Here is a 23,611-nt window from a genome sequence, read left to right as displayed (position 1 = left end):
ACCGTGCGGCTGTGGCACCCTGACGCGCGCCAAAACCCGTACGGCCCAGGCCAGTTGGGCATGCGCCCGGTCTTGAGGACCCGCAGCCGGGGCGTCCCGGCGCCGGTCCGTCGCGCGGTCGAAGCCGCGGTCGAAGCGGAGTCACTGCGTGGCCCCGCCCTGCTCGTCGGTCACCATGTCGAGCTCGTGGGATGCCTTCCAGGCCAGCGGGGCGGTGCGCGGACCGGTTTCCGGCGTCTCGTGTCCGAGGCCGGTCCGCGTGCCCCGGGCGCTCGTGTTCCGGGGGAGGTACGCCGTGCCGGTCACACCGCCGCCGACACCCGGGATGTCCCGCTGCTCCGCGTCGGCCGCCCACCGGCGCCGGACGGCCGAGGAGCCGCCGCGCGCCCTCGGATGCGACGCGTGCGGGGAGGAGGCGCCCGTCCCGCCCGTGCCGCCCGCGCCCAGCACGTACGCGCGGTCCGGGTAGTCCGGGTGGGCGGCGCGCAGGGCCGCGGCGCCCTTGCGGTGCGGCACCCGGCGGAACGTGCCGGCGTCGTGCTCGTAGAAGTGCGTGGCCTCGCCCTTCTCCCCTTCCAGCAGGCTGAGTTCGGATACCGGTATGTGCGGCTTCGTGTTCGGGGCGAGGCCGGAGGAGCCCGACGGCGCGAGGATGGGGCGCCGCGCCGCGCCGCTGATGTGCCCCGTACGGACGCGGAGCAGCGTCAGCCCCTCCTCGTCCGCGCCGGGACCGCAGGGCAGCGCCGTGATCGTGTTCGGCCGCTGCTCGGGCGGCAGTTCCCTGAGCGCCTTGAGGAAGAGCAGGTCGACCACCCGGCCGTCGTCCTCGTACGTACCACCGCCTTCGAGCGCCAGCCGGTAGCCTCCCCTGCCGCCGTGCGAGGCCCAGAAGGCGTGCCCGGTGCCCGGGAGCCTGTGCCGCGTCGCGGACGCACGGTCGCCGGCCCTGGTCCACGCGTAGTAGTGGTGCTGCCCCGCGAGCTGCGGGAACACCGACGCGAAGCGGGCCCACTCCCCCTCGGGGAACGAGGCCAGGCCCAGCAGGCGGCCGTCCGCGAACACCCGCTTGACGGTCAGGCCCGCCGGGACGGCCCAGCCGTCCGAGACCGGCGGCACGGGGGCGGCCGCCACGGCCGGCTCCCGCTCGCCGTCGGGGAGCCCGCCGGCCGCCTCCCCGACAGGGAAGCCGCCGACGGGGAAGTCGCCGACGGAGTCCGCCGGGTACGACGCGGAGCCGGCGTCGCCGAAGGACGCGGCGGCGTCCCGCTCCGGCCTCTCCAGCGCCACGGTCTCCCGGTATCCGATCGTTCCGCGGCCGCTGGTGACGAAGGCGCGCACCGTGCTGCTGACCGGCTCGGCGACCATCCCGGGAAGCTGGACCACCTCCTCGGCCGGGAACCTGGAGAACGGCGTGACCTCCCGCGCGGCGCTGCGCACGTACCTGATGTGCTCACGGAACCTGCCCTCCAGCGGGTCCCGCCTGACGGTGAAGGTGAACGCCTCGTCCCAGGAGAGCGTCCTGGAGGAGAAGTTGGCGGACGCGGTGGCCGCACCGGTGCCGTCCCGGCCGTGACCTGCGGGCGCCTCCAGCCTGCCCGGCACCGCGCGGTCGCCGCGGAACACGGTGCCGTCGGCCGGCGGAAGGAGCTCCCACGCCTCCCTCAGCATGCCGACGTGCGGGGGCAGATCCGCCTGGAGCCGCCGCACGACCCGGTCGGCCTGCGCACGCTCGCGCGCCCCGTCAGGACGCCCCTCCCGTACGAGGTCGTCGACCAGGACCCGGAAGTCGGGTATCCCGTCGAGGAAGACCGGGACCGGCGGGGCGGAGCCGCCCGCCTCGGCCGCCTCGCGTGCCGTCGACAGCACGTGGGACCGCAGCACCCCGGCATCGGACCGGCCGCCGTCCAGCCACCACTTGAAGACCTTGTAGTCGTCCCCGGTGTAGAGGAACAGCGCCTTCAGATGTGCCGGGCTCATCCGGCGCAGCGCCTCCGAGCCCGCCGCCCGGTAGGTCTCCAGCCACTCCAGGAAGTAGTCGACCCGCTCCTGGACCTGCGGTTGCGGCGGGAGCTGCGGCTGCCCCCGCAGGGCCGCCAGCACCCACTCCCTGGCAGCGAGCACCGACCGCATCTCCGGCGAGGAGTCGAACGGCGTGTAGCGGCCGGCGAACCACGCGTCGTACAAGCGCTGGTGCGGAGGCGTCAGCCATGCCTCCGTGTCCGCGTCCAGCGTCCCGGTCCCGCGCAGCGGGGCGATCCGGCCGTCGAGCCACATGTGGAACCGGGGGGCGTCCTGCGACAGAGCGGCGCGCTCCTCCTCGCTGCCGAGGCCGAGCCGGTGGGAATCGCGCAGCACCTCGGCGGGCGACTGGGCGTGCACCCGTGTCAGCCACACGGCGGCCGCCGCGCGCAGACCGGCCAGCTCCTCGTCCGACGCGCCCCTCTCGCGGTACGCCGTCAGCAGGCCCAGCGCCGGACCGCCGACGCCTCCGACCTGCCGGAAGCCCCGCGAGTCCAGGGGCTGCGCGTACCCGTCGCGCCGGTCCCGCGGCAGGCTCCGCACGAACTCCCGCGTCGGCACGTCCACCGCGCCGCGCAGCTCCTCCGGCAGGACGTCGCGGCCGACCAGCCGGGTGTAGGCCCGCATGAGCGCGTCCAGGGTCTCCGGATCGTCGTCCGGCAGGCCGAGCACGCCGTCCAGGGAGCCGTCCAGCGGGCCGTCCGGGGAACCGTCCGCCACGGCGGCGGCCGTACGCACCGCCTGCCGCGCGGCGCCCACCGCCGACCCGGCCAGCACGTCGGTGACCGCCGCCTCGTACCGGGCGCTGTACGCCCGGTAGTCCGGGCTCCGGAAGAGGGCGGCGAACTGCGGCGCGTCCGGGTCGCCGGCCTCCCAGGCGGGGAGGTCCGCCCGCTCGGGCCGGGGCGCAGGCTCGCGCTCCGGCTCCGCCCGCGCCTCCTCCGCCTCCTGCGCCTCCTCCAGGACGGCGACGGTCTCCGCTGCTCCGGCGGCTGTTCCCGAAACGGCGGCCGTGTCCGGCTCGGCGACCGCTTCCGGAGCGGCGGCCGTGTCCTCGGCCGCATCCGTGTCCGGCTCGGCGGCCGCTTCCGGAGCGGCGGCCGTGTCCTCGGCCGCGGCCGTGTCCGGCTCGGCGACGGCGTCCGTACCGGCCACGCTGTCCGCGTCGGCGCCGGTGTCCGTCACGCCGCCCGCCGACGAGGCGTCACCACCGTGGTCCTGGTCCGGGCCCTGGTCAGACCCCTGGTCCGGCGTCGTGCCGCCCTCCTCCGGCGGCAGATACGGATCGCTCTCGCGCAGCACCCTGTGCACGTACGGGTGCTGCTGCGAGCCTTCCCGGGGCTCGACCCAGCGGGCGGAGACCACCCGCAGTTCGGTCCACTCGGCGTACCGCACCCGGTCCCCGGGCACGGGCCCGGCCGACGTCTCCTCGATCTCGTCCAGCACCCGCACGGAGCCGTCCTGCGGCAGGTCGGGGGCGCTGTGCAGCGTGGCGTCCGCCGACTCGCGCAGGGTGTCAGCCGGCTGGAACGGCGGCACCAGTACGGCGCCCGTCCGCCGCCAGTCCGCCGTGCCGAGCCGTCCGGTCATCCAGACCGTCGGCCGCCGCGTCCGGTGGGCCGCCGATTCCTGGACGGCCTCGGCCGCCAACGCCAGGTCCAGCGGCCCCAGGAGCTCAGGACCGCCCGCCGCGTCCAGCCGCCGCAGCGCGATCCGGTGCGCCAGGCTCAGCCCGCCGAACTCCGGCAGGCCGCGCTCGGACTCGGTGGCCGCCCGCTCGTACGCGACCTCGTGCGGCGGACGGAGCCCGGCCAGCAGCTCCGGGTCCCCGGTCCGCTCCCGCGGGGCGAACAGCTCCAGCGCGGCCCGGTACAGCTCGGCACCGCCGCCGTGGTATCCGCCCAGCTCGCGTGTGTCGCGCTCGCCGCGCCAGGGGCCCGCCCCGGTCGAGGTCGCGCGCAGGACCTCGTACAGCGAGTTCCGGCCCTGCGGCACCAGCCACGCCACCAGCGCCTCGCGGAAGCGCCATACGCGTCCGTCCTTCCCGCTCACCAGGTCCCGGTACGTCCCCAGGAGCCGGGTCGCCGGTGAACGGCCGCCCGTGACCATCGGGATCCCGTGCTCGTCCCGCAGCCTGCCGGCGGTCTCCGCCTCGCCCTGCGCCGACGACGGCCTGGCGGGTGCGGAGTCGGAGTAGGAGGCGATCAGTGCGTACAGGTCCATCACCTGGCGCAGGCCGGCCGGGGACGCGGGGTCGGCCAGGCGCCGCACCTCCCTGCCCACCCGCACGTTCAGGGAGTACCACGACGTCGGCAGCGACAGCTCCCGCGCGACCGCCTCGCTCAGCCCCGGCTCGGACGACCTGGCGGCCCACACGGCCCCGAGGGCGTGCTTCGCCTCCTTCAGGACCTCGGAGTCACGTTCCAGCACTCCGGCCAGCGCGCCTTCGAACGCCCCGGCGACGGCGGGCCAGCCGTCCCCGTACAGGCTCTTCGGCAGCAGCGTGCGCGCGGCCGCCGCCCGCCGCCCGGCGCGCGCCTGCCGCGCCACCTCCTGCGCACCGCGCGGCGCCATGCGCACCCACCGCGCGGCCGGCCCGTCCGGTTCCCGCCGAAGGCCCTTCATGAAGGCGGCGACCGACTCGACCGTGGGACCGTGCACGACGCGCCCCGTGGAGTCGGCGAGGCGACCGACGCCCGAGGAGTGGGGCGGGCCGTCGCCGTCGTAGGCGGTGTGGCAGGAGTCCGCCACGATCTCCACCTGCTCGTCCGCGCCCCAGCTCTCCAGCAGCCGGTCGAGGAGCAGGCCCGTCTGCGGGGTGTCCGACACGTAGGTGCCGTCCACGCCCGTCACCTCCCAGACCGGTCCGAAGCCGTGGGTGCCCCAGCTCCGCGACGGCCTGCCGGCCCAGGTGTGGCCGGCGATGCCGATCGGCACGTTCCAGCCCTGGAGGGAGCTCAGCATGAGGCTGTGCGTCTGCGACGGCGTCTTCCACTCGTTCTGGTGGAAGTACGCGTACCACTCGTGCGCGTCGAAGCCGACGGCCCCGGTGATCCGGCCCTGCGCGTCGGTGACCGTGCGGGTGATGACGTCGCGCTCCCACACCTTTTCCGGCAGCGGCCTCGGAAGCTCCTTGCCGGCGGCCGACCAGTACGTCACGCCGCGGGAGGCGTCCGTGACGGCGACGGGGTCGTCGGCCACCTCCACCACGGTCGCCCGGCCGTTCAGCACCGTCCCCGGCTCGGGGTGCTCGGCGAAGAGCGCGGTCTCCTTTCCGGTGGGGTTCACCACCCGCACCGAGACCGCCCTGAGGCCCTTCCCGGCCGCGGGACCCGCGAGCGCCGCCGCCTCGCGCGCCGCGACGTCGCGGGAGACCGTGCCCCTCTGGGACGGCGGCAGCGTCAGCCGCTCGCCCTTCGCCGGAACCTCCTTCAGCAGCAGCGTCTGGTAGACGGGCTCCCCCTTCGGGAGCAGGGGCAGCCTGCGCAGGGCCTCCTGGGCCATCGCCGCGTGCGGTCGCAGGCGCGCGCGCCACGCGGGGTCGGAGTACAGCTCCGCCACGCGTGCCGGCAGTTCGCCGGGTGCGGCCCCGCCCCCGGCCGGCGTCCGGAAGGCGTCGTCCGAGCCGAGGAGCCGCGGAAGGGTCCGGCCGGTGTGGAACGTCCGCCACACCGCGTGCGCGATCTCGTCCAGCACCTCGGGCGGCGGCGGGCCGTCGTGGGAGACCAGCCACGGGTGCAGCAGCGGGGCGTCCGTGTCCAGCAGGTACAGCGCCTGTACGTGGCTGTCCTCGAGGTTGCGGCCCAGCATCGTCGGGACGCCGTGCCGCAGCCAGTGGCGGTAGGCGTCGCGGCGCGCCTCCCCGGCCCTCAGCCAGAGGCCGGGCGAGGAGCCCCCGCGGAACAGGGCGGTGACCTCCCGCAGCGTCGCGTGCGGCATCACCTTCCCGTCGTAGGCGCCGGCGTACCTCGACCTGTGCGGCAGCGCGAGCTCGGGCAGGGGCTTCGTGTTCCTGCGCGGGTTCGCGACGGCGTCGAGCCAGGCGTAGAAGCGGGCGCCGTCGACCGCGGACAGGTCGGGGTCCGCCTCGTCGCGCACCCCGGCCTCCTGGGCCGCCACCGCGACCTCCCAGGCCGTGGGGCCGCTCCGCACGGGACCGTCAGCCGCCGCGCCCCGCGTCCCCGCGTCGCCGGGGCCCGCCAGGCTGTGCGCCACCAGCAGCTCCCGCAGCAGCATGAGTTCGGCCCCGGACATCCCGAGGGCCCGCGCGACGCGGAAGTGCCTGGCCGCCTCCACGGCCGGGCCCTCGCTGATCCGCAGTCCGCGCGCGGTCAGTTCCGCCCGCTCCGCCGCGCTGTACGCGCGGCGCCGCGGCGTCCCCGTGGGGATCCTCAGCCTGTTGAGCTTCGGCTGGTCCTGCCACAGGCGGCTCAGGGTGAACGGTTCCGGGTCGTCGGCGAAGCCCATCGCCCGCACGAACCAGTCCACGAGCGCTTCCGCGCTCTTCTCGTCGCCGAGCAGCCGGTCGAGGCCGGCCCTCCTGCCGTCCGTGAGGAAGAGCCGGGCCGCGTCGTCCCCGCCGTGGTACCAGGCGAGATGCCTGCGGACCTTCCCCACCAGGTCCTTCGCGGTGGCGGCCGCGGTTCGCCTGCCGAGCAGCACGGTCCGCACGGCGCTCTCGTACCGCCGTGCGGTCTCGGGGTAGGCAGACCCGTACAGCCCCGCGTACGGCGAGGCGGCCGGTGTCCCGCCGGCGGGCTCGGGCCGGGCCACGGAGGACGCGGGGGCGGGCGCCTGCTCGTCCGGGGCCACCGGCCACGCGGTGGCGAACTCCGCCTGCGCGGTGGAGAACACCGGCTGGGCGGCGGAGACCGTGGGCGCCGGCAGGGGCGGGGCCAGGCCCCGCGCACGGCCGTACCATCCGCCGCCGCGACGCTCCCCGCCGCGCGGCCCCCCGGCATGCCGACGGCTGCCGGAACCGGAAGCGCCGGGGCTGCCCCTCTTGCGCTTGCGGTCAGGCCCCTGCCGGCTGTCCCCGGGCGGGTGCCCGGTCGGGGGGAGCAGTTCGCGGGAGAGGGAGCCGGGCCGCCGCCAGGTGGCCTTCTTCCACTCGCCTGGCGCCCCTGTGACGGGGTCGGGGAACAGCTTGATGACCCATGGGGAGTCGGGCTCGTTCCCGTACGGGACGAGCTCGGTGTCACCGGTGTAGTACCAGACGCTCCGGCCCGTGTGGTCCGCGTACCTCTGGGCCACGTCGCCCCTCGGCCCCAGGAAGACCGCAGGACCGTCGGAGGGGGCCATCGCGTCCTCGTCCGGCGAGCCGGCCGCCAGATGGAACACCTCGTCGTCGGTCACCAGGTGCGGGCCGTCGGGCAGGTACGCGATCTGCGTGCCGTCGGCCGACCGCTCGGTACGCAGGACGAGGAACGACCTCCACCGCGTGGAGGCGGCACCGTGCTCGTCCGTCCCGGCCCACGGCGCGATGCCCGGCGTCAGGATCTCCCTGCCGTCGGTGCCGTAGGAGACGCGCAGTTCGTGGAGCAGGTCGAGGCCGCCCGGTGTGCGGGTCCTGCCCAGGTTGTATCCGGCCGGGACGGGAGCGCCGTCGCGGTCGGGCCGTCCCCAGGTCTGCCGGTGGGCGCCGCGGTATTCCAGGTTGAAGGCGGCGAGCTCAGGAAGGCTGGTGCCCCGGCGGCGGACGATCGCCGACACCGCCAGTTCCACCAGGTTGTCGTGCGCTTCCCCCGGCTGCCAGGTGTGCAGCAGCCAGCGTGCCGTCGTCTCCCGTTCGGCCTCGGGGACGGCGCGGACGACGCCCTCGGCGCCGACCAGGCTCCACAGCGCACGGGCCCGTTCGAGCGGCATCAGCGGACGGCTCAGCGAGGAGAGGTCAAGGACCCACCGGGCGAGGGCGTCGCCGCCCCGCGCGAGCCGGTCGAGCGCGGCGCTCAGGTCGTCCCCCGCCACCCATGGGCGGAGCACGGCCCCGCTGTTCTCGGTGTGCCGTCTCAGCGCGTGGGCGAGGGCCGCACGGTAGGCGTCCTGGTCGGGCCTGCCCCACGCGTCACCGGTCCTGCCCGGGCCGGCGAACCAGCGTGCGTACCGGTCCCACAGCTCCATCCGGAAGGGGAACTCCCGCAGCACGGGATCGTTGGCCCGCATCCTCTCCAGCGCGCCGATTCCGGCCAGCAGTCCGTCGTACCCGGCGCTGTCGGCGACCTCCTCACCGAAGACGTGGCGCAGCGCCCGCTCCTGGTCCGGGCCGACGGGCGCTCCGGCCCGTTCCGACAGCCTCTCCAGCTCCGCCGGGGCCGGGTCGGGACGGGCCGCGACCACCTCGCGTATCTCTCCCCCGGCGGTGGCCTGTATGTCACGGCCCTGCGCGGCGGGACCGTTCTTCCCGCTGACGCCGATGCTCCGCATCCGGCTGCGGGTGGCGAACTCGTGGAGCAGGTCCCGCACCCGCAGCGGATCGTCGACGGGAGGCACGGGGAGGTGGCCGAACCGTTCCCTGCGGGTCTCCGGGTCGAGGGCCCTGGCTCCGGAGCAGACCTCCAGGAAGAACATGTCGCCGCCGGCGAGGAATCCCTCCCCCAGCTCCGCCAGCGCGACCGCGCCGCTGCCGGAGTCGAGCCGCATCATCCGCCCGTCCCACAGCACCAGCCCCACCTCACCGGGGGCTCCGTGCGCGAAGAACCGGGAGATGCGCCCCGAGCGGAACTCCTCGGGAAGCTCCTCCCAGCCGAGTGTCTCCTCACCCTCCGTGGTGTCGACGTAATGCCGCATCCACCGCGGGCTGGGCCTGGCCCGGTGGCGTGCCTCCCGGGCGCGCCCCTGGTCGGCGTCGGACATGGACCTGAGCGCGACCGACGACCCGTCCGCGCTGACCTCGGGACGGAGGAAGACCTGACGATCGTGGAAGGCGCCGCCGCCGAGAGCCGCCCTGTGCCGGCCGGCCCGCGGCTTCCGGCCCGGTACCGGGTCGACGGCCAGCCAGTCCCCGCGCGGAGTGGACAGGCCGTGCTCGGTCGTCGCGGGGACGTGTCCGTGCCCCGTCTCGCCGGGGCGCAGCCCGCCGTCACCGCTGTGGATCCACACCCTGCGGCCCGTGGCGTCCGCCACCGCCTCGGCCAGCTCCATGGTGAGCAGCGCCCCGTACGGGAACGACAGCACCACCGGAGCGTGCGCGGGCCGTGCCGCCAGCAGCGGGTCGGCCGCCGCCCACGCCGCGAACACCGCGGGAGACATGATCCACGCGGCGGACTCCGGGTCCCACGGCAGGCGCGCGAGATCCGGGTGCCCCCGCAGCAGGCCGCCGAGACCGTGTCCGTTCAGCGTCTCGCCGATCAGCACGCCCCGGTCGTCGGCCCGCAGGCCCAGGAAGTACGCCGAGCGGGGCCAGCGCGCGTCCGGCGACTCCAGCAGCCAGTCGCCGCCGGTCCCCGCCGCGTACAGGTACTCCTTGTCGGGCAGCACCCGCTCGATCCGCTCACCGGTCAGGTTCCGCCCCTGCGGGGGAGCCCCGTCGGGGCCCGCCGTCACCGTCAGGTCCGACAGCAGCGGATGCGTCGCCGGGTCGACTGCCGGCACGGCCGCCGCGGCGGGGGCACCGGCCTGCCGTCCGCCCCGCGGCACCGCGGGGACGGGCCGGGCGAGGGCCGGGGTGATCGCCGCGGCCGGGGCCGGCGGCGGTGCGGACGGCGCGTTCAGGAACCGGGCGCCCGATGCGTAGGCCGACAGGGCGGAGGGCGCGGGCACGCCTGCCGCGGCCGTCCGCCGGGGCACGGTCCGTCCGCCGTCCGGCACACGGCCGCCCGCCCGGGTGGCCTCCGCTTCCAGCCCCTGGTCCAGCCGCGCCGACGCGTACGGCGGGAAGGAGTCACGCGGCCACCCGTCGTCAGCGGTGAACGCTCCCGCGTACCGGGAACCGCCCCCGGCACGGCCGTCCCTGAACCCGCCGGCGCCCTCGGACCAGTCGGCGCCGCCGGAGGAGGAGGGGCCCTCCGAGGGGGGCAGCGGGTCCGACGACGGGGCAGGCCGCTGCCCACGGGTGGACCGCCACTCCCCGAGCCCGCCGGTGACCGGGTCGGGCAGCAGCCCGATGACGGTGAAGGGACCGTCGGGGCCGTTGACCGTGTGGTAGTCGAGGTCACCGGTCCAGTACCAGCTATGCCGGCCGGTGTGGCGGAGGTACGCCTGCGGCAGCCCGCTCTCTCCCATCCGGGGGGCCAGGAAGACCATGTCCGCCTGCGAGGCGTCGTACACGGCCTCGGCCGGGGACTCCTTGAGCTGCACGGCCAGGAACTCGTCGTACAGCACGGGGTGAGGACCGTCGGGCCAGTGCGCGGTCAGGAGGCCGTCGGCGTCACGGGAGAGGCCGACGAAGAGGAGGCCGCCGCTCTCCGCCGGGACGGAACCGCCGGCGCCGACCGGGACATACGGCGCCGGCCTGACGTCCTGCAATATCCCGTCGGAGTCGAAGTAGTGCATCCGCAGCAGATCGACGCCGCCCGGCTTCTCCACCCCGGTCCAGTCGTACCCGGCGGGCTGGAAGCCCCGCCCCTGCCAGGTCAGCGTGTGGGCCCGCAGGAGTTGCTCCTCGTAGGCGCGGGCAACCTGACCGGCGGCGTCGGGGAAGGCACCGGGCCATTCCAGGCCGTCCACGGCCTCCGGAGCGCCGGAGAGATCGTCGGAGAGGTCGCCGGAGAGGTCGTCGGCCGGGAAACTCCCGTCCATGCCGTCGAGGTCCATCGGCTGCTCGCCCGCGCCCCGCTCAGAGCCGACGGGCCACACCGGAACCTGCGGCCAGGGCTGCGGCTGCGGCTGCGGCTCGTCCAGCTCGAATTCCTCACCCGGTCCTGGCAGGTCCGCACCGCCCCGGTCCACCACCGAGAGCGCGTAGTACCCGTCCTCCCCGCGGCGCATCTCGACGGGTACGCGCGAAACCGCCGTGGGCAGCCCCAGCACGCGCCGCACCGCGGCGCCATAGGCACGGTGGAGGTCCAGGTTCCCGTCCGGTGTCACCAGCACGACTCGCGGACGCCTGCCGCGGGGAAGCAGCCGGTTCCGCGCCCGTGCCAGCCCCGGATCGGCCTCCAGCAGCCCGGCCAGCGCCGCCGGGCCCAGCACCCGTACGCCCGTCTCCTCGTCCGTCTCAAGGTGCGCCAGGCCGTCGCCCAGGTGCAACGGCAGCACCCGCCGCCCGTTCAACGTGCTGCCCCTCAGGTGCACACCCCGCCGGCCGGCCGCGGGGAGCACCACGTAGTAGGCGTCCTCCAGCCAGTCCTGCGGGACACTTCCCACCATCTGTACGGCGCCGTCGCTCTCCACGTACCACCGCAGGATCCCCGGGCGCACGGGGTGCGCACCGCTGGGACTCCACGACCTGCCCAGCACGTGCCCGGGCGCGTTCCCCGGACGGTCCGTCAGGGCCGTCACGTTCGACAGCAGCGGATGCGTGGCCGGGTCCGCGCCGGAAGCGGCCGGACCGGCCGGCTCGTCGCCGTGCGCCGCGGCACCGGCGGGCGCGACGGCCTGCTGGTCCCCGCCTTCCCACTCCGGCAGCGGCTCCGGCTCGACCAGGCTGAACTCTGCCCGCTGGACCGGGACCGCCCGGTCCACCAGCGCGATTTCCCTACCTTCATTGCCGCCGCGTACTTCCGCGTGCCCCCCACGCGGAAACGCGACGGGCAGCCCCAGCCCCCGGCTCACTTCCCTGGCGAGGGGACCGTAGTCGACCCGGTCTCCGTCCCGGAGCACCAGCACCACCCGCGGACGCTTGCCGAGGGGGCGCAGCCGTGCCCGTAGCCGGGCCAGCTCCGGGTCGGCCTCGAGCAACCCGGCCAACCCCGCCGGGTTCATGATCCGTGCGCCCGTCGTCTCGTCCAGCGGCAGATGCGCCAGGTCCGGGTGCCCCTCCAACGGCCGCCTGTTCCGCAGCTGGCTCTGGCGCCCTGCCTGTCCCCGCCACAGCACACCCCGCCAATCGGTCGCGGGAAGCAGCACGTAGTACGACTCCTCCGGCCACGGCTGCGGCACCGCGTCCTCCACCGCGTGGGTACCGCGCCCCGAGCTCTCCCTGTACCGCCTCACTGTTCCTGGGAAGATGCTCTTCACTTGGCGCGCGTCATGCGCACGGCGCTCGCCCCATACCCGGCCCACGCTGTTCCTCTCCCGGTCCGCCAGAACCGTCGCGGAGGACAGCAGCGGATGCGTGGCGGGGTCGATCGGCGGCGCGTGCGTACGCGCGGCGGACGACGCCGGTGCGGCATCCGGCATCCGGGCGGCACCCACGACCGGCCGCGGCCGGGTGGCCTGTCCGGGACCCCGGTCGACCAGCCTGCCGCCCCACTCAGGACCCCGCGCGGGACGGGAGGCCGTCCCGGCGCCGGTGGCGGGTCCGGCCTGTGCGCCCTGGCGGGCGGGCCGGCCCGCGAGCGGCGCTGTGTCGTGCGCGGGGGCCGTGCCGCCCGAGGGTGGGTTCGGTCCCGGCACCAGGTTTCGGGTAACCGTCCTCGGCGGCTGCCACCTGGCGAGCTTCCACTCGCCCCGGGCGCCGGTGCCCGGGGCCGGGAGCATCTTGATCACCGCGGGGACCGCGGGGTCGGCGTCGGTCCGCACGACGTCGGTCGCACCGGTGAAGTACCAGGCGTCGCGGCCGGTGCGGTCGGCGTACTCCTGCGCCAGCGGGCCGTCCATCCCCAGCAGGACCGCGGGCACGCGGGGAGGCAGCTCGGCCTCCACGGGGGAGGCGAGCAGCAGCGTCAGCAGCTCCTGCGCCTGGACGACGTGGGATTCGCCGGACAGGAACGCGCTGTACCTGCCCGCCTGGTCCCGCCCGACGCGGTGGACGAGGAACGCGGGCGCGGTCGCCTTGAGCCCGCCGCCGTGGCCCCGGGTGGTCCACGGCGCGGACTCGAACTCGCGGGTGGCGCCGTCCAGCACCTCCAGCAGGTCCAGGCCCCCGGGTGGATGCCCCTTGTCCCAGTTGTATCCCGAGACGCCGGGCAACCCCGCCTCGCGCGGCGCGGGCCAGGTCCGCGCGAACGGCTCGTGCTCGCGCGCCAGGGTGTAGGCGGCCAGCTCCGTGAAGGCGGGGATCGGGTGCCCCGAGTCGGCCCCTGCGGCCAGACGGCCGGCCAGATGCGGGAGGCGGGTGCCCCAGCCGTTGGCGACGGCCTGCGCCGCCCTCTTCACCAGCCCGTGGTGCGGGTCGCCCGGCTGCCGGGTGTGCAGCACCCAGGTGGCCACCGCGTCCTTGTGGGTGGTGGCCTTGCCCACCACGCCCTCGGCGCGGACGTACGTCCACAGGGCACGCCCGCGCTGCAGAGGCGTCAACGGCGTGCTCTGGTCGTGCAGTTCCAGCAGCTCGCGCACGAGCCCCTCACCGCCGTCGCGGAGCCGGCCGAGGGCGGCGTCCAGATCCGCCCCGGCGACCAGGCGCCCGAGGGTGGCTCCGGAGTCCGCTCCGACCCTCGCCAGCGCGTCGTCGAGCGCGGCCCCTCGGGTAGTGGCGTCGGAGGGGGCCGCGGAACCGGCGAGCCGGTGGGCGTAGCGGTCCCACAGCTCCATCCGGAACGGGTACTGCCGCAGCTCCGGGTCGTTGGCCCGCATCCGCTCCAGCGCGCCGATGCCGCGCAGCTTCCGCTCGTACGCCGGGCTGTCGTACTCGACCTCGGCGCCGAAGGCCAGGCGCAGCGCCCGCACCAGCCGCAGCGTCCGGCCCCGCACCTCCCGCGACGCCTGCCCCGGGCCGTGCAGCCCCGCACGGCGCGCCAGGTCGTCCAGCTCGTGCGGCAGCGGCTCCGGCCGGTACAGGACCAGTCCGCCGAGACGGCCCCACGGCGTGGCCCACAGCGAACGGCGGGCCGGCCCGTAGCTGATCTGACGGGTCGCGGCGATGGCGTCCCTACGGCTGAGGTTGGCGAACTCCTGGTGCTGCCCCAGCTCTTCCAGCGGGTCGTCCACGAGGGGATTGGCGAGGTGGGCCGCCCGCGGCTGCCGCGCGTCGGCGGACATGTCGCCGTCGCAGGAGTTGAGGAAGACCCCGTAGCCCGCGGGAAGATCACGGATCTGCGGCAGCCCCGCGAGCACCCGTATACGGTCCCTGGCCGGGAGCCAGACCTCCCTGCCGTCGTTCAGGATGAGGGGCCTAGGGCCCGCCCCTCCGTGGAACACGAGCTCGTGGTGCCTGCCCGACAGGAGCTCGGGGAGGATCCGCTCCCAGCCGAGCGTCCTCGGCCCTCCCGCGGTGTCGACGGCGTGCCGCAGCCATTCCATCGGCCGGACCTTCTCCAGGTGCCTGGCCCGCTCCAGCCCGCCGTCGGACTCCGGAGCCAGGACCGTCGCGAACCACTCTCCCTCGGCGCTGACGACCTTCCGCGAGAACAGATCGCTGTCCCGGAACACGGTGCCGTCCAGCGCCACATGCACCCGGTCGACCGCGGGACCGCCGTGGACAGGGGCCGCGGTGACGGAGACCGACGTGCTCCCGCCGGGCGGCGCGGACGACGCGGGTGTGGAGGCCAGCGGGGCCAGGTCCGCACCGGACGCGTACGCCGAGACCGCCGAGGGCGTCACCCCGCCGGTGGCCGGGGCCGCCGACGCCGCCTCCCCGGCGACCGCCTCTTCGGCCGCCGTCGGCGACGACAGGAACTGGACGGCCTGACCGCCGCGCGCGTACGCCGACACCGCGCTGTACGGCGCGGACCCGTCATATGTGGGAGCCGTGCCGGTGCTGGTAGCGGACGCCGCGCCCGGAACCGGGTCGAGCTGGCGCTGCCTCTTCTGCGGCGGCTGCCAGCGCGCCACCTTCCACTCGCCCCGGGTCCCGTCCTTCCCGGGCAGCAGCGCGACCTGGGCGGGGGCCTGGGCGGAGGACCCGGCCGAGGCCCCGGCCCGGCCGGGGACGATGTCGAGTTCGCCGGTGTAGTACCAGACGTCCCGGCCGGTGTAATCAGCGTATGCCTGCGGCAGGGCACCCTCCATCCCGGAGATCAGGAGGACGAGATCCGCCTGGCCCGGCCTGGCTCCGGTCTCCGCAGGGGAGATGAGGTGCAGGGACATCAGCTCGTCCTCGCGCACCGGCTGCTCTCCCGGCAGGTGCGCAACCAGTTCGCCCTGGTCGTTCCTGGCCACGGCGGTGGCGAAGACGCCTTGCTTGTCCGGCCGCAGCCCGCCCTTGCCGTCGGGCCGCGCCCAGGGAGCACTCATCGCCGCCGCTTCGCCGTCCCTGCCGTCCGGCTTGTCGAGCAGATGCAGCAGCTCGATACCGGCGGGAGCGGCCTTGCCGCTCCAGTTGTAGCCGATCACCGGATACTCGGGCGTCCTCTTCCATGCCTGCGCGTACGGCTGCCGGGACCACAGCAGGTCGAACGCGGCCAGCTCGGGGCGGGACAGACCGAGTCGCCGGTCACGGGCGCGGGCCGCCACCTCCACGATGGCCGCGTGCGGGTCGGGCAGTCCCTGCGTGTGGCGCAGCCAGGCCGCCACCGCCGGCTTCTCGGCATCGGGTACGGACATCGCCAGCCCTTCACCGGCGGCCACCGCCCACAGCGCACGTCCGAAGTGCTCCTGCGTCACCCCGGTCCCGGACGGCAGCGCCAGCAGGTTCCGGACGATGTGCTCCGCGGCGGTGCGGAACCGCCCGATGGCCGCCCGCACGTGGGGCGCGCCGATCTCCGGCCAGACCGTCGCTCCCGGGATGTCCACCCGCTGCGCGGCGTGGTCGAGGGCGCGGTCGAAGGCGTCCTTGTCGTGCGAGGCCGCCGGGCCGACGGCACCGCGGACGTAGGTGCTGAACAGCTCCATCCCGAAGGGGACGTTCTTGAAGAACGCGTCGTCGGCCCGCAGCCGGTCCAGCGCGCCGATACCGCGGAGCCGCTGCTCGTACCTGGCGGGATCGTCCGCTGCCTCATTGCCGAAGGCGAGCCGCAGTGCCTGCCACAGCCGCTCCGTGCGCCACAGGATCTCCTGCGGCACCGGCCCAGATCCGCCGTGCAGCGTCATCCTGACCGCCAGCCGCCTCAGCTCGTCCCCGACGGGGAAGCCGTCGTCGTACGCCACGACTTCGCCCAGCGGTGTGTAGCCGGGGTCCTGCAGCGGTCCGGGGCCGGGGAACCGCAGCGGCGTGCGGGCGGCGTCCTGGAGCGCGACGTCCGCCCCGCGGGGCGCGACGGGACGCGTGAAGGTGATGACCCTGATCCGCTTGCCGGCCGCGCGGGCCCGGGCGTGGAACTCGCGTCCCAGCGACCTCTGCGACAGCGGGTCGCGCACGTCGAGCGCCGGCAGGTGGCCGACGTTCCTGAACTGCGGGTCTCCGGGGACGGCGCTGTAGCACACCATCTGGAGCACCGTGTCGCCGTCCTCCAGGTAGTCCCGGACCATGTTCCAGAGCGTGTCGGCTCCGGACCGGGCGTCCTGCCACATCGTCCGGCCGTCGGTGAGGACGATGCTCACCTTGCCGGGCTCTCCGTGCGTGAAGATTCCGACGACCCGCCCCTTGAGACCGAGCGAGAGCTTCTCCCGGCCCAGGACGACCGTTTCGGCGCCCTTGGCGACGTCGTGGACCAGGTGCCCCGACCCCGTGAAGCCCCGGATCTGCGACTCGCGCATCCGCCCCATGTCCTGGTCGGACATGGGCTTCACGCCGAGCCACTTGCCGCCGAAGACGACCGGCCTGCGGAAGATGTCCCTGTCGTGGAAGACGGAGCCGTCGAGCGCGATCCGCTGCCTGCTCACGCGCAGCCGTCCCGGCTTCGGCCCGATCGGGATCCAGTCCCCGTAGGGGCTGCCCGGATGACCGTCCTCGGGCCGCGGGGGATCGGCGTCGACCAGCGCGGGAACGTACCCGCCGAGCGACGCGTCCTCCCGCATGCGGGCGAGGCCGCTGGATATCCAGACCTGCCTGCCCAGCGCGTCCGCCACCGCCTCGGCGAGCTCCAGGTTCCGCACGGCCCCGTAGGGGGCGACCAGCACCACCGGCACGCTCTTGTCCTGCGCGGCCAGGTTCGGGTCGGCCTTCAGCACCGCGGCCAGCCACGCCGGGGTCGCGACGCGCGCCCCGTTCTGGTCGAAATCCAGGTCAGCCAGTGCCGGATGGTCCTCCAACTGCCCGCCGAGACCCTGGTCGTTCAGCGCGCCGCCCCTCAGCGGCACGCCGTCACGGGTGCCCTCGGGGAGCACCACGTGGTACGCCCTGTCCCCCCACAGCGGCCTGACCCGCTCCACCAGGTACTCGCCGCCGCTCTTCCGGCTCCGGTACAGGTCCACGGCTCCCGGGACCAGGTCGCCCGCCCCGTCCTCGGTCAGCGCGCGCCCCGCCGCGTTCCCGTTCAGGTCCCGCAGGGCCGTCAGGTCCGACAGCAGCGGATGCGTCGCCGGGTCGACTGCCGGGACCGGGGTCCGCGCGACGGCGGGCTCCGCCGCTTCCGGGACCGGCACCGGCTGGACGAAGGCCGAGGTGCTGCCGCCGGGCGGCGCGTGGAACGGGTGCGCCGTCTCCGCCAGGCCGCCCGCCGCGTACGCCGACACCGCGCCGTACGGGGGAGCGGCACCGTACGCGGGAGACGGGTCGAGGGCGCCGTCGCGCTCCGGGCCGGAGGCGGCCGGGGCGTCCGGGTCGTGCGCGCCGTGTCCCGCGGCCACGGCCTGCGCGGAGGCGGACACGGCGCCGTAGGCGGGCGCGTCGCCATAGGTGGACACGGGTCCGTAGGCCGAACCCCCGCTGCTGCGGCCCCGCTTGGTCGCACCGCCGCGGCTGCCGCCGCGGCCGGGACCGGTCTTCTTCACACCGCCGCGGCCGTCCACGCGACCGCCGCCGCGGGCTGACCCTCCGGCGGTCCCGGACGGTCCGGGCGCGGGCCGCGGCGGCCCGACCCGGCGCGAGGGTGCCGTCGGCGGCCGCCACGTCGCCTTCTTCCACACGCCCGGCGTGCCGTCCTTCGCGGGGAGCAGCACGATCTTCGCGGGGGCGCCGGGGTCACCCGGTACGGGTTCGATGTCGAGCTCGCCGGTGTAGTACCACACGGTCCGGCCGGTGTGGTCGGCGTACGCCTGCGGAAGCTCCTCCCCCATCCCGGGGGCCAGCAGGGCCAGATCCGCTTCCAGGGGCGAGTGGACCTCCACGGGAGAGGTGAGCTGCAGGTGCAGCAGCTCGTTCTCCCGCACCGCCGTGGCGTCGGGGAGGTGCGCGACCAGCCCGCCCTGGGCGTCCCTGGCGACGGCGGTGGCGATGAGGCCCTTCTTCGCCAGCTTCGGAGCGCCCGTGCCGCCGGCCTCGGTCCACGGCGCGACCTCCTCCGCCGAGGAGCCGTACCGGCCCGCCGGCTTGCGGACCAGGCGCAGCACGTCGACGCCGCCGGGGGTCTCCGTACCGCTCCAGTTGTATCCGGCCGCCGCGGGCAGGCCGCCCCTCGGGCGGGGCCAGCCCCGGTCGTACGGCTGCCGGGATTCCAGGTCGAAGGCGGCCAGCGCCGGAGGGATCAGCGCGCGCCGCCGTACGCGGGCGCGGGCCGCCAGTTCCACGATGGCCTCGTGGGGGTCGGGCAGCGGCTGCGGGGAGTGCAGCAGCCACTGCGCCATCTCCTGCTTGTGGTCCGGGTGTACGCGCAGCGCCACGTCCTCGGCCGCGGCGAGGGTCCACAGGGTCTTCGCCCACTGCGCGGCCGTCTGCGGGGCACCGGAGGGAAGCCCGAGGAGGGACTCGACGAGCGCGGCGCCGCCGCTGCTGAGCCGGGTATGCGCGTTGTCCAGGTCCTTGTCCGCGACCATCGGCCGGAGCACGGCGCCCCGGTCCTGGCTCCACGTGTGCCACGCGTGGTCGAGGGCCTTCTGGTGGGCGCTCCTGTCCAGGGGCGCCCGCGGGCCGCTGGCCTTCCGCGCGTACCGGGTCCACAGCTCCATGCGGAAGGGGAAGTCCCGGAACGCCGGGTCGTTGGCGCGCATCTGGTCCAGCGCGAGGAGCTTCCTCAGCTTCTCCTCGTACGCGGGACCGCTCTTCACCTCGTCGCGGAAGACAAGGCGCAGCGCCTGGTCCAACGGCCGCAGGCGCTCCAGCACCTCGGGCGGCGCCATTCCGGCACCGGTGTGCAGCCCCAGCGTGACCGCCACCGTGCTCAGTTCCTGCTCGTCGGGGTCCGCCTCCTCGATCACGGCCCTCCCGAGCGGGCCACGGGCGGGGGCCTGGACCGTGATGCCCGGACCACCCACGCCGACCGCTCGCGTGAAGCCCATGACCCGGATCCTCTTCCCCGCGTCCCGGGCCGCGTTGGCCACCTCGCGCGTCAGCGACAGCTCCGAGAGCGGGTCGTCCACGGGCGGTACCGGCAGATGGCTCGCCTGGTGCGCGCGGGGATCCCCGGGTACGGCGGCGTAGCACACCACCAGCAGGTCGTCCTCCTGGAGCTGGTCCAGGACCATGTCCACGAGGGTGCGCGCCCCGGAATGGGCGTCCTGCCACACCAGCCGGACGTCCCAGAGGGAGAAGCTCACCGCTCCGGGTGCCCCGTGGGTGAAGTACGCGAAGGCCCGCCCGTGGAATCCGGGCGGAAGCTCCTCCCGGCCGAGGGTGAACACCCCCTCTCCCGTGCGGACCTGATGGATCAGGTCGGCGCGGCCCGAGGAGAACTCCCGGATCTCGTTCTCCCGCAAGCGCCCGGCGTCCCGGTCGGACATGGGCTTGACGCCGAACCACCTCTCGCCCAGGACGAGCGGCCTGCGGTAGATGTCCCGGTCGTGGAACACGGTGCCGTCGAGCGCCGTCCGCCGCTCGTTCACACGCCGGCGCCCCTGCTTCGGCCCGACCGGTACCCAGTCGCCGTACGGGCTGCCCTGCCGGCCGTCGCCCTCACCGGGGTTGGTGTCGATCAGCGCGGGAACGTGACCGCGGGGTGAGCGGATGGCGTGCATGCGTGCGCGGCCGCTGGGCAGCCAGACGGTCCTGTCCAGGCGGTCCGCCACGTCCTCGGCGAACTCCATGTTCAGCAGGGCGCCGTTCGGGAGCATCAGCGTCACCGGCACGCTCTTGTCCAGCGCGGCCAGGTTCGGGTCGGCCTCCAGCACCGCGGCCAGCGTCGCCGCGTCCATGATCCGCGCCCCGGACCTCGGGTCGCGCGGCAGGTGGTCCAGGCCGGCGGCGTCCTCCAGCGGGTGGCCGAGCGGCCGGTTCTTGAGCTGGCCGCCCTTCAGCGGCACGCCCTGCCGGGTGGCCTCGGGGAGCACCACGAGGTACGACTTCCCCCACGGCGGCTTCGCCCGGCCGACCCGCTTCTCCGTGTAACCGTTCGGGGAGACCCGGTACAGATCCACGATCCCCGGGACCAGATCGCCCACGTGGTCACTGATCATCACCCGCCCCGTCGCGTCTCCCGACAGCTCCCGCAGCACCGTCGCCTCCGACAGCAGCGGATGCGTCGCCGGGTCGACCCGCGGTACGGGGGTCTGCGGTACGGGGGTCTGCGGTACGGGGGTCTGCGGTACGAGGGTCTGCGGTACGAGGGTCTGCGGAACGGGGGTCTGCGCCGCGGCGGGCGCGCCCTGGACCGGTGCCGGGTGGACGGAGACGGACGTGCCTCCCTCGGGCGGCGCGTAGAGCGACGGCCTCGCCTCCAGCTCACCCGCCGCGTACGCGGAGACGGCGGAACGGAAGGGGGCGGCCGGGGCCGCGTCCTGCGCCGGAGCCGTGTCCTGTGCCGGTACGTCCTGCCGCCCGGCCGTCGCTGACGTACCCGCGTCCGACTCCGCGTCGGAACCGGCCAGCGTGCCCTCCGAACCCGCGTCCGACTCCACATCGGAACCGGCCAGCGTGCCCTCCGAACCCGCGTCCGAGTACCAGCCGTCGGCCGCCGGCTGCTCCGGCTGCTCCGAGGCGGCGGACGCGGGTCGCGAGGACGTCGCGGAAACCGCCGGTTCGGTCCCGAAGGCGGCAGGCGCCGCGGGCTCGGTGCCGAAGGAGACGGAGGAGACGGACGGCGCGCCGGAGCGGCGGGAGCCGTCGGCCTCCGGTACCGGACGCCTCGCCTGGGCGTGGTCGGCGCCCGCGTCTCCCGCGTCGGCGGCGTGCGCGTCCGAGCGCGGGGCCGCGCCGAAGAACGTCTCGACCGCCGGGGGCTCCTCGCGCCGCGGCGCCGGGGACGCACCGGTCTCCGGGTACAGGGACGGCGCCAGCTTCGACAGCGACGCGTCGGACAGGGCGTCGTCCGCGTCGGACAGGCTCATGGGGGTGGTCCCGGCCCACCTGCCGTAGTTCTCGCCGCTCTGCGGCAGCAGCAGGATGACGACGGCACGGCCGCTGAACGGTCCGGCCTCCCACCAGGTGCCGTCGGGCAGCAGGACCTGGGCGCGGACGCCGAGGACCTGGGCGCCGGCGGCGAGGGTGAGCCAGTCCCTGCGGTGCGGGCCCGTGGTGCCGCGCTCGGGCTCCTTGCCGGAGCGGATCGCCGAGATGTCGGCGCGGCGCTGCTCGTCGCTCCGTTCCCGCCCGGGCTCCGTGGCCCCGGGGACGGGGAGGGCGTCGAGGGCGGGCCACAGGCGCCGGTGGGACGGCTCCCGCTCCAGGTCCTCGGTGAGACGCCCGGTGGCGATGTCCCGCAGCTCCTCCACCCCGGCGGGACGCGGCATCCCGACGAGCTGCGCGGACTCGGCGGTCGCCACCGCGTTGAGCGCGTGCGCCGCCGACTCGCCGTCGTCGGGCACGTAGACCAGTTCCAGCAGCCGCCGGGTCAGCTCGGCGGCCTGCGGCACGGTGATGCCGGGCGCGGTGGCCGACCGCTCCAGGTGCTCGACCTCCACTTCCGGCGGCGCCTGCTCCCCTTCGCCGCCCGAGGCCGGGATGTGGACGGCCTCGCCCTCGTCGTCCTCGGGCACGAGGTAGAGACCGGTGGCGTCGGCCGAGAGTGTGTGGGGAGCGGACTCGGGCGCGAGGAGGTCCCAGACCTCCGCGAGCGTGTCCGGGTTGGCGACGAAGCCGACCCAGCCGTTGTCGCCGCGCAGGTAGGCATCGGTCGCGGGGTGGATGAAGTCGTGGCCGAAGCTCATCCAGCCCGTACCGGGGATCGGCCGCCCGCTGCCGGGCAGCAGCACCTCACCCGCGCCGCTGACCTGGTACTCCATCGGTGCGGACTGCGAACGGTACGGACGGGTGAAGGTGAACCACCTCTCCGCGGCCGCCTCGTCCCGTACCGGCACCTGCCGTGTGGAGATCAGGTCCCCGTACCGGGGTTCCTCCAGCGTCACCGGGAGGCCGACCGCCCAGTTCGCCTCCAGCGGGTCCACGCCGGTGTGCGGCGAGCCGCCGCGCAGTCCGCCGATCCTGCGGCTCAGGCTCCTGCGGACACTGTCGCTCCGGCTGCGGATGCTGTTGCGCGCGCTGCTGAGGCCGCTGCCGCGGGAGAGGACGCTGGCGCTGCGGGAGAGGAGGCTGCCGCTGCGGGTGACCGCACCGCTGGCGCTGCGGCTCGGGAGGGCGCTGCCCCGGGGGAGGCTGCCGCGGTGGTCGTCGATCCCGATCGTCGCCGAGCGGCCCTGACCGCCGGCGCCGCGCACCGGCTCGGCGGCCGCAGTGATCTCGAACTGGTCGACGGTGAGGCGCGGTCCGGCCGTCTCCGTACTCGCGCGTTCCTGAAGGCGCCGCGCCAGGGTCTCGCGCAGGGCGTCCACGACCGTCCGGGCGCGCTGCTGCGCACGCTCGGCGGCGCCGCCGAGCGTGACGCCCTGGACGTTGGCGTGTCCCGTCACGGTGACGGACGGGGCGGGGAAGCCGTTCTCCAGGTTCCAGGGAGCGACCCGCAGCAGGTAGGAGACCAGCCCGTCGATCTTCCACTGCTGCTCTGCCAGCCGGTGCGAGCCGGAGGGGAAGTCGATGGTCGTGTGCAGGCGGTTGGGCCGGTGACCGTGCAGGACCACGGCCGTGAGCGGATTGCTCACCGCCGACGGCTCCCGGGACGCCAGGCTCGCGTAGTGTTCGTGAATCGTCTCGCCGGGACGCCGGCTGTATATGTGGAAGCTCCACATGTCCTTGCCGGGCGTGAGCGACGCGGCACGCTCGATCTCCTTCGCCGCACGCTGCCTGGCGAGGGTCTCCGCATCCCGCGCGGCCTCACGCTCCCCCTCGTCGGTGGCCCGCAGGCCGGCGGCCTCCGCCTCCTTGGCGTCGAGCAGGGCATCCGCGACCCGCTGGTACTTCACCAGCGTGGGGAGCGTTTCCTCGTCGGTCCCGCTCTGCTCGATGTCGGCGATCTCGCGGCGCAGCCGGTCCGCCAGCTTGCGCAGCCCGGAAGCGGTATGCGCCGCGAGATTCTGCGATACGAACCAGGCGACGCCCTCCGCGAGGGCCCTGCCCCGCGCGTAGTTCTCCAGCGTGATCTGGTGGCCGCCGTCCTCGCTCTCCATGACGACCTGGGCGAAGTGGTAGCCGAAGTGGGTCTCAGGCTCCTCCCAGGGCTTGGCGGTGTTCCGGCTGAACACCGGGGCGTCGAGCGCCTCGTCGAACGTGCTGACCGACTGGATGACGTAGCCCGCCCCCGGCCGCGCCCACGCGGCCTCGTTGACACCGGCCCGCGCGGCGGCGGACGCCAGCGTCTCGCGCTGGTCGTTG

General features: G+C 75.2%; 1 protein-coding gene (only partly in view). It reads right to left on the bottom strand.

Annotated features, from left to right (window positions below; translation table 11 throughout):
- Positions 1-141: 141 nt before the first annotated feature.
- Positions 142-23,611: the 3' portion of a lonely Cys domain-containing protein gene (locus tag ABEE00_RS22400; protein ID WP_345747404.1), read on the bottom strand. Its footprint extends 34,391 nt past the window's final position; 23,470 of the gene's 57,861 nt are visible here — the last part of the coding sequence; its start codon lies beyond the right edge, outside the window — the gene reads right to left on this strand; it ends in the stop codon at positions 142-144.

Origin of the sequence: Streptomyces odontomachicola (assembly GCF_039605595.1) — a bacterium.
Classification (GTDB): domain Bacteria; phylum Actinomycetota; class Actinomycetes; order Streptomycetales; family Streptomycetaceae; genus Streptomyces.
Note: the sequence above shows the minus strand (reverse complement) of the source record. Positions and strands in the feature narration are given on the sequence as shown.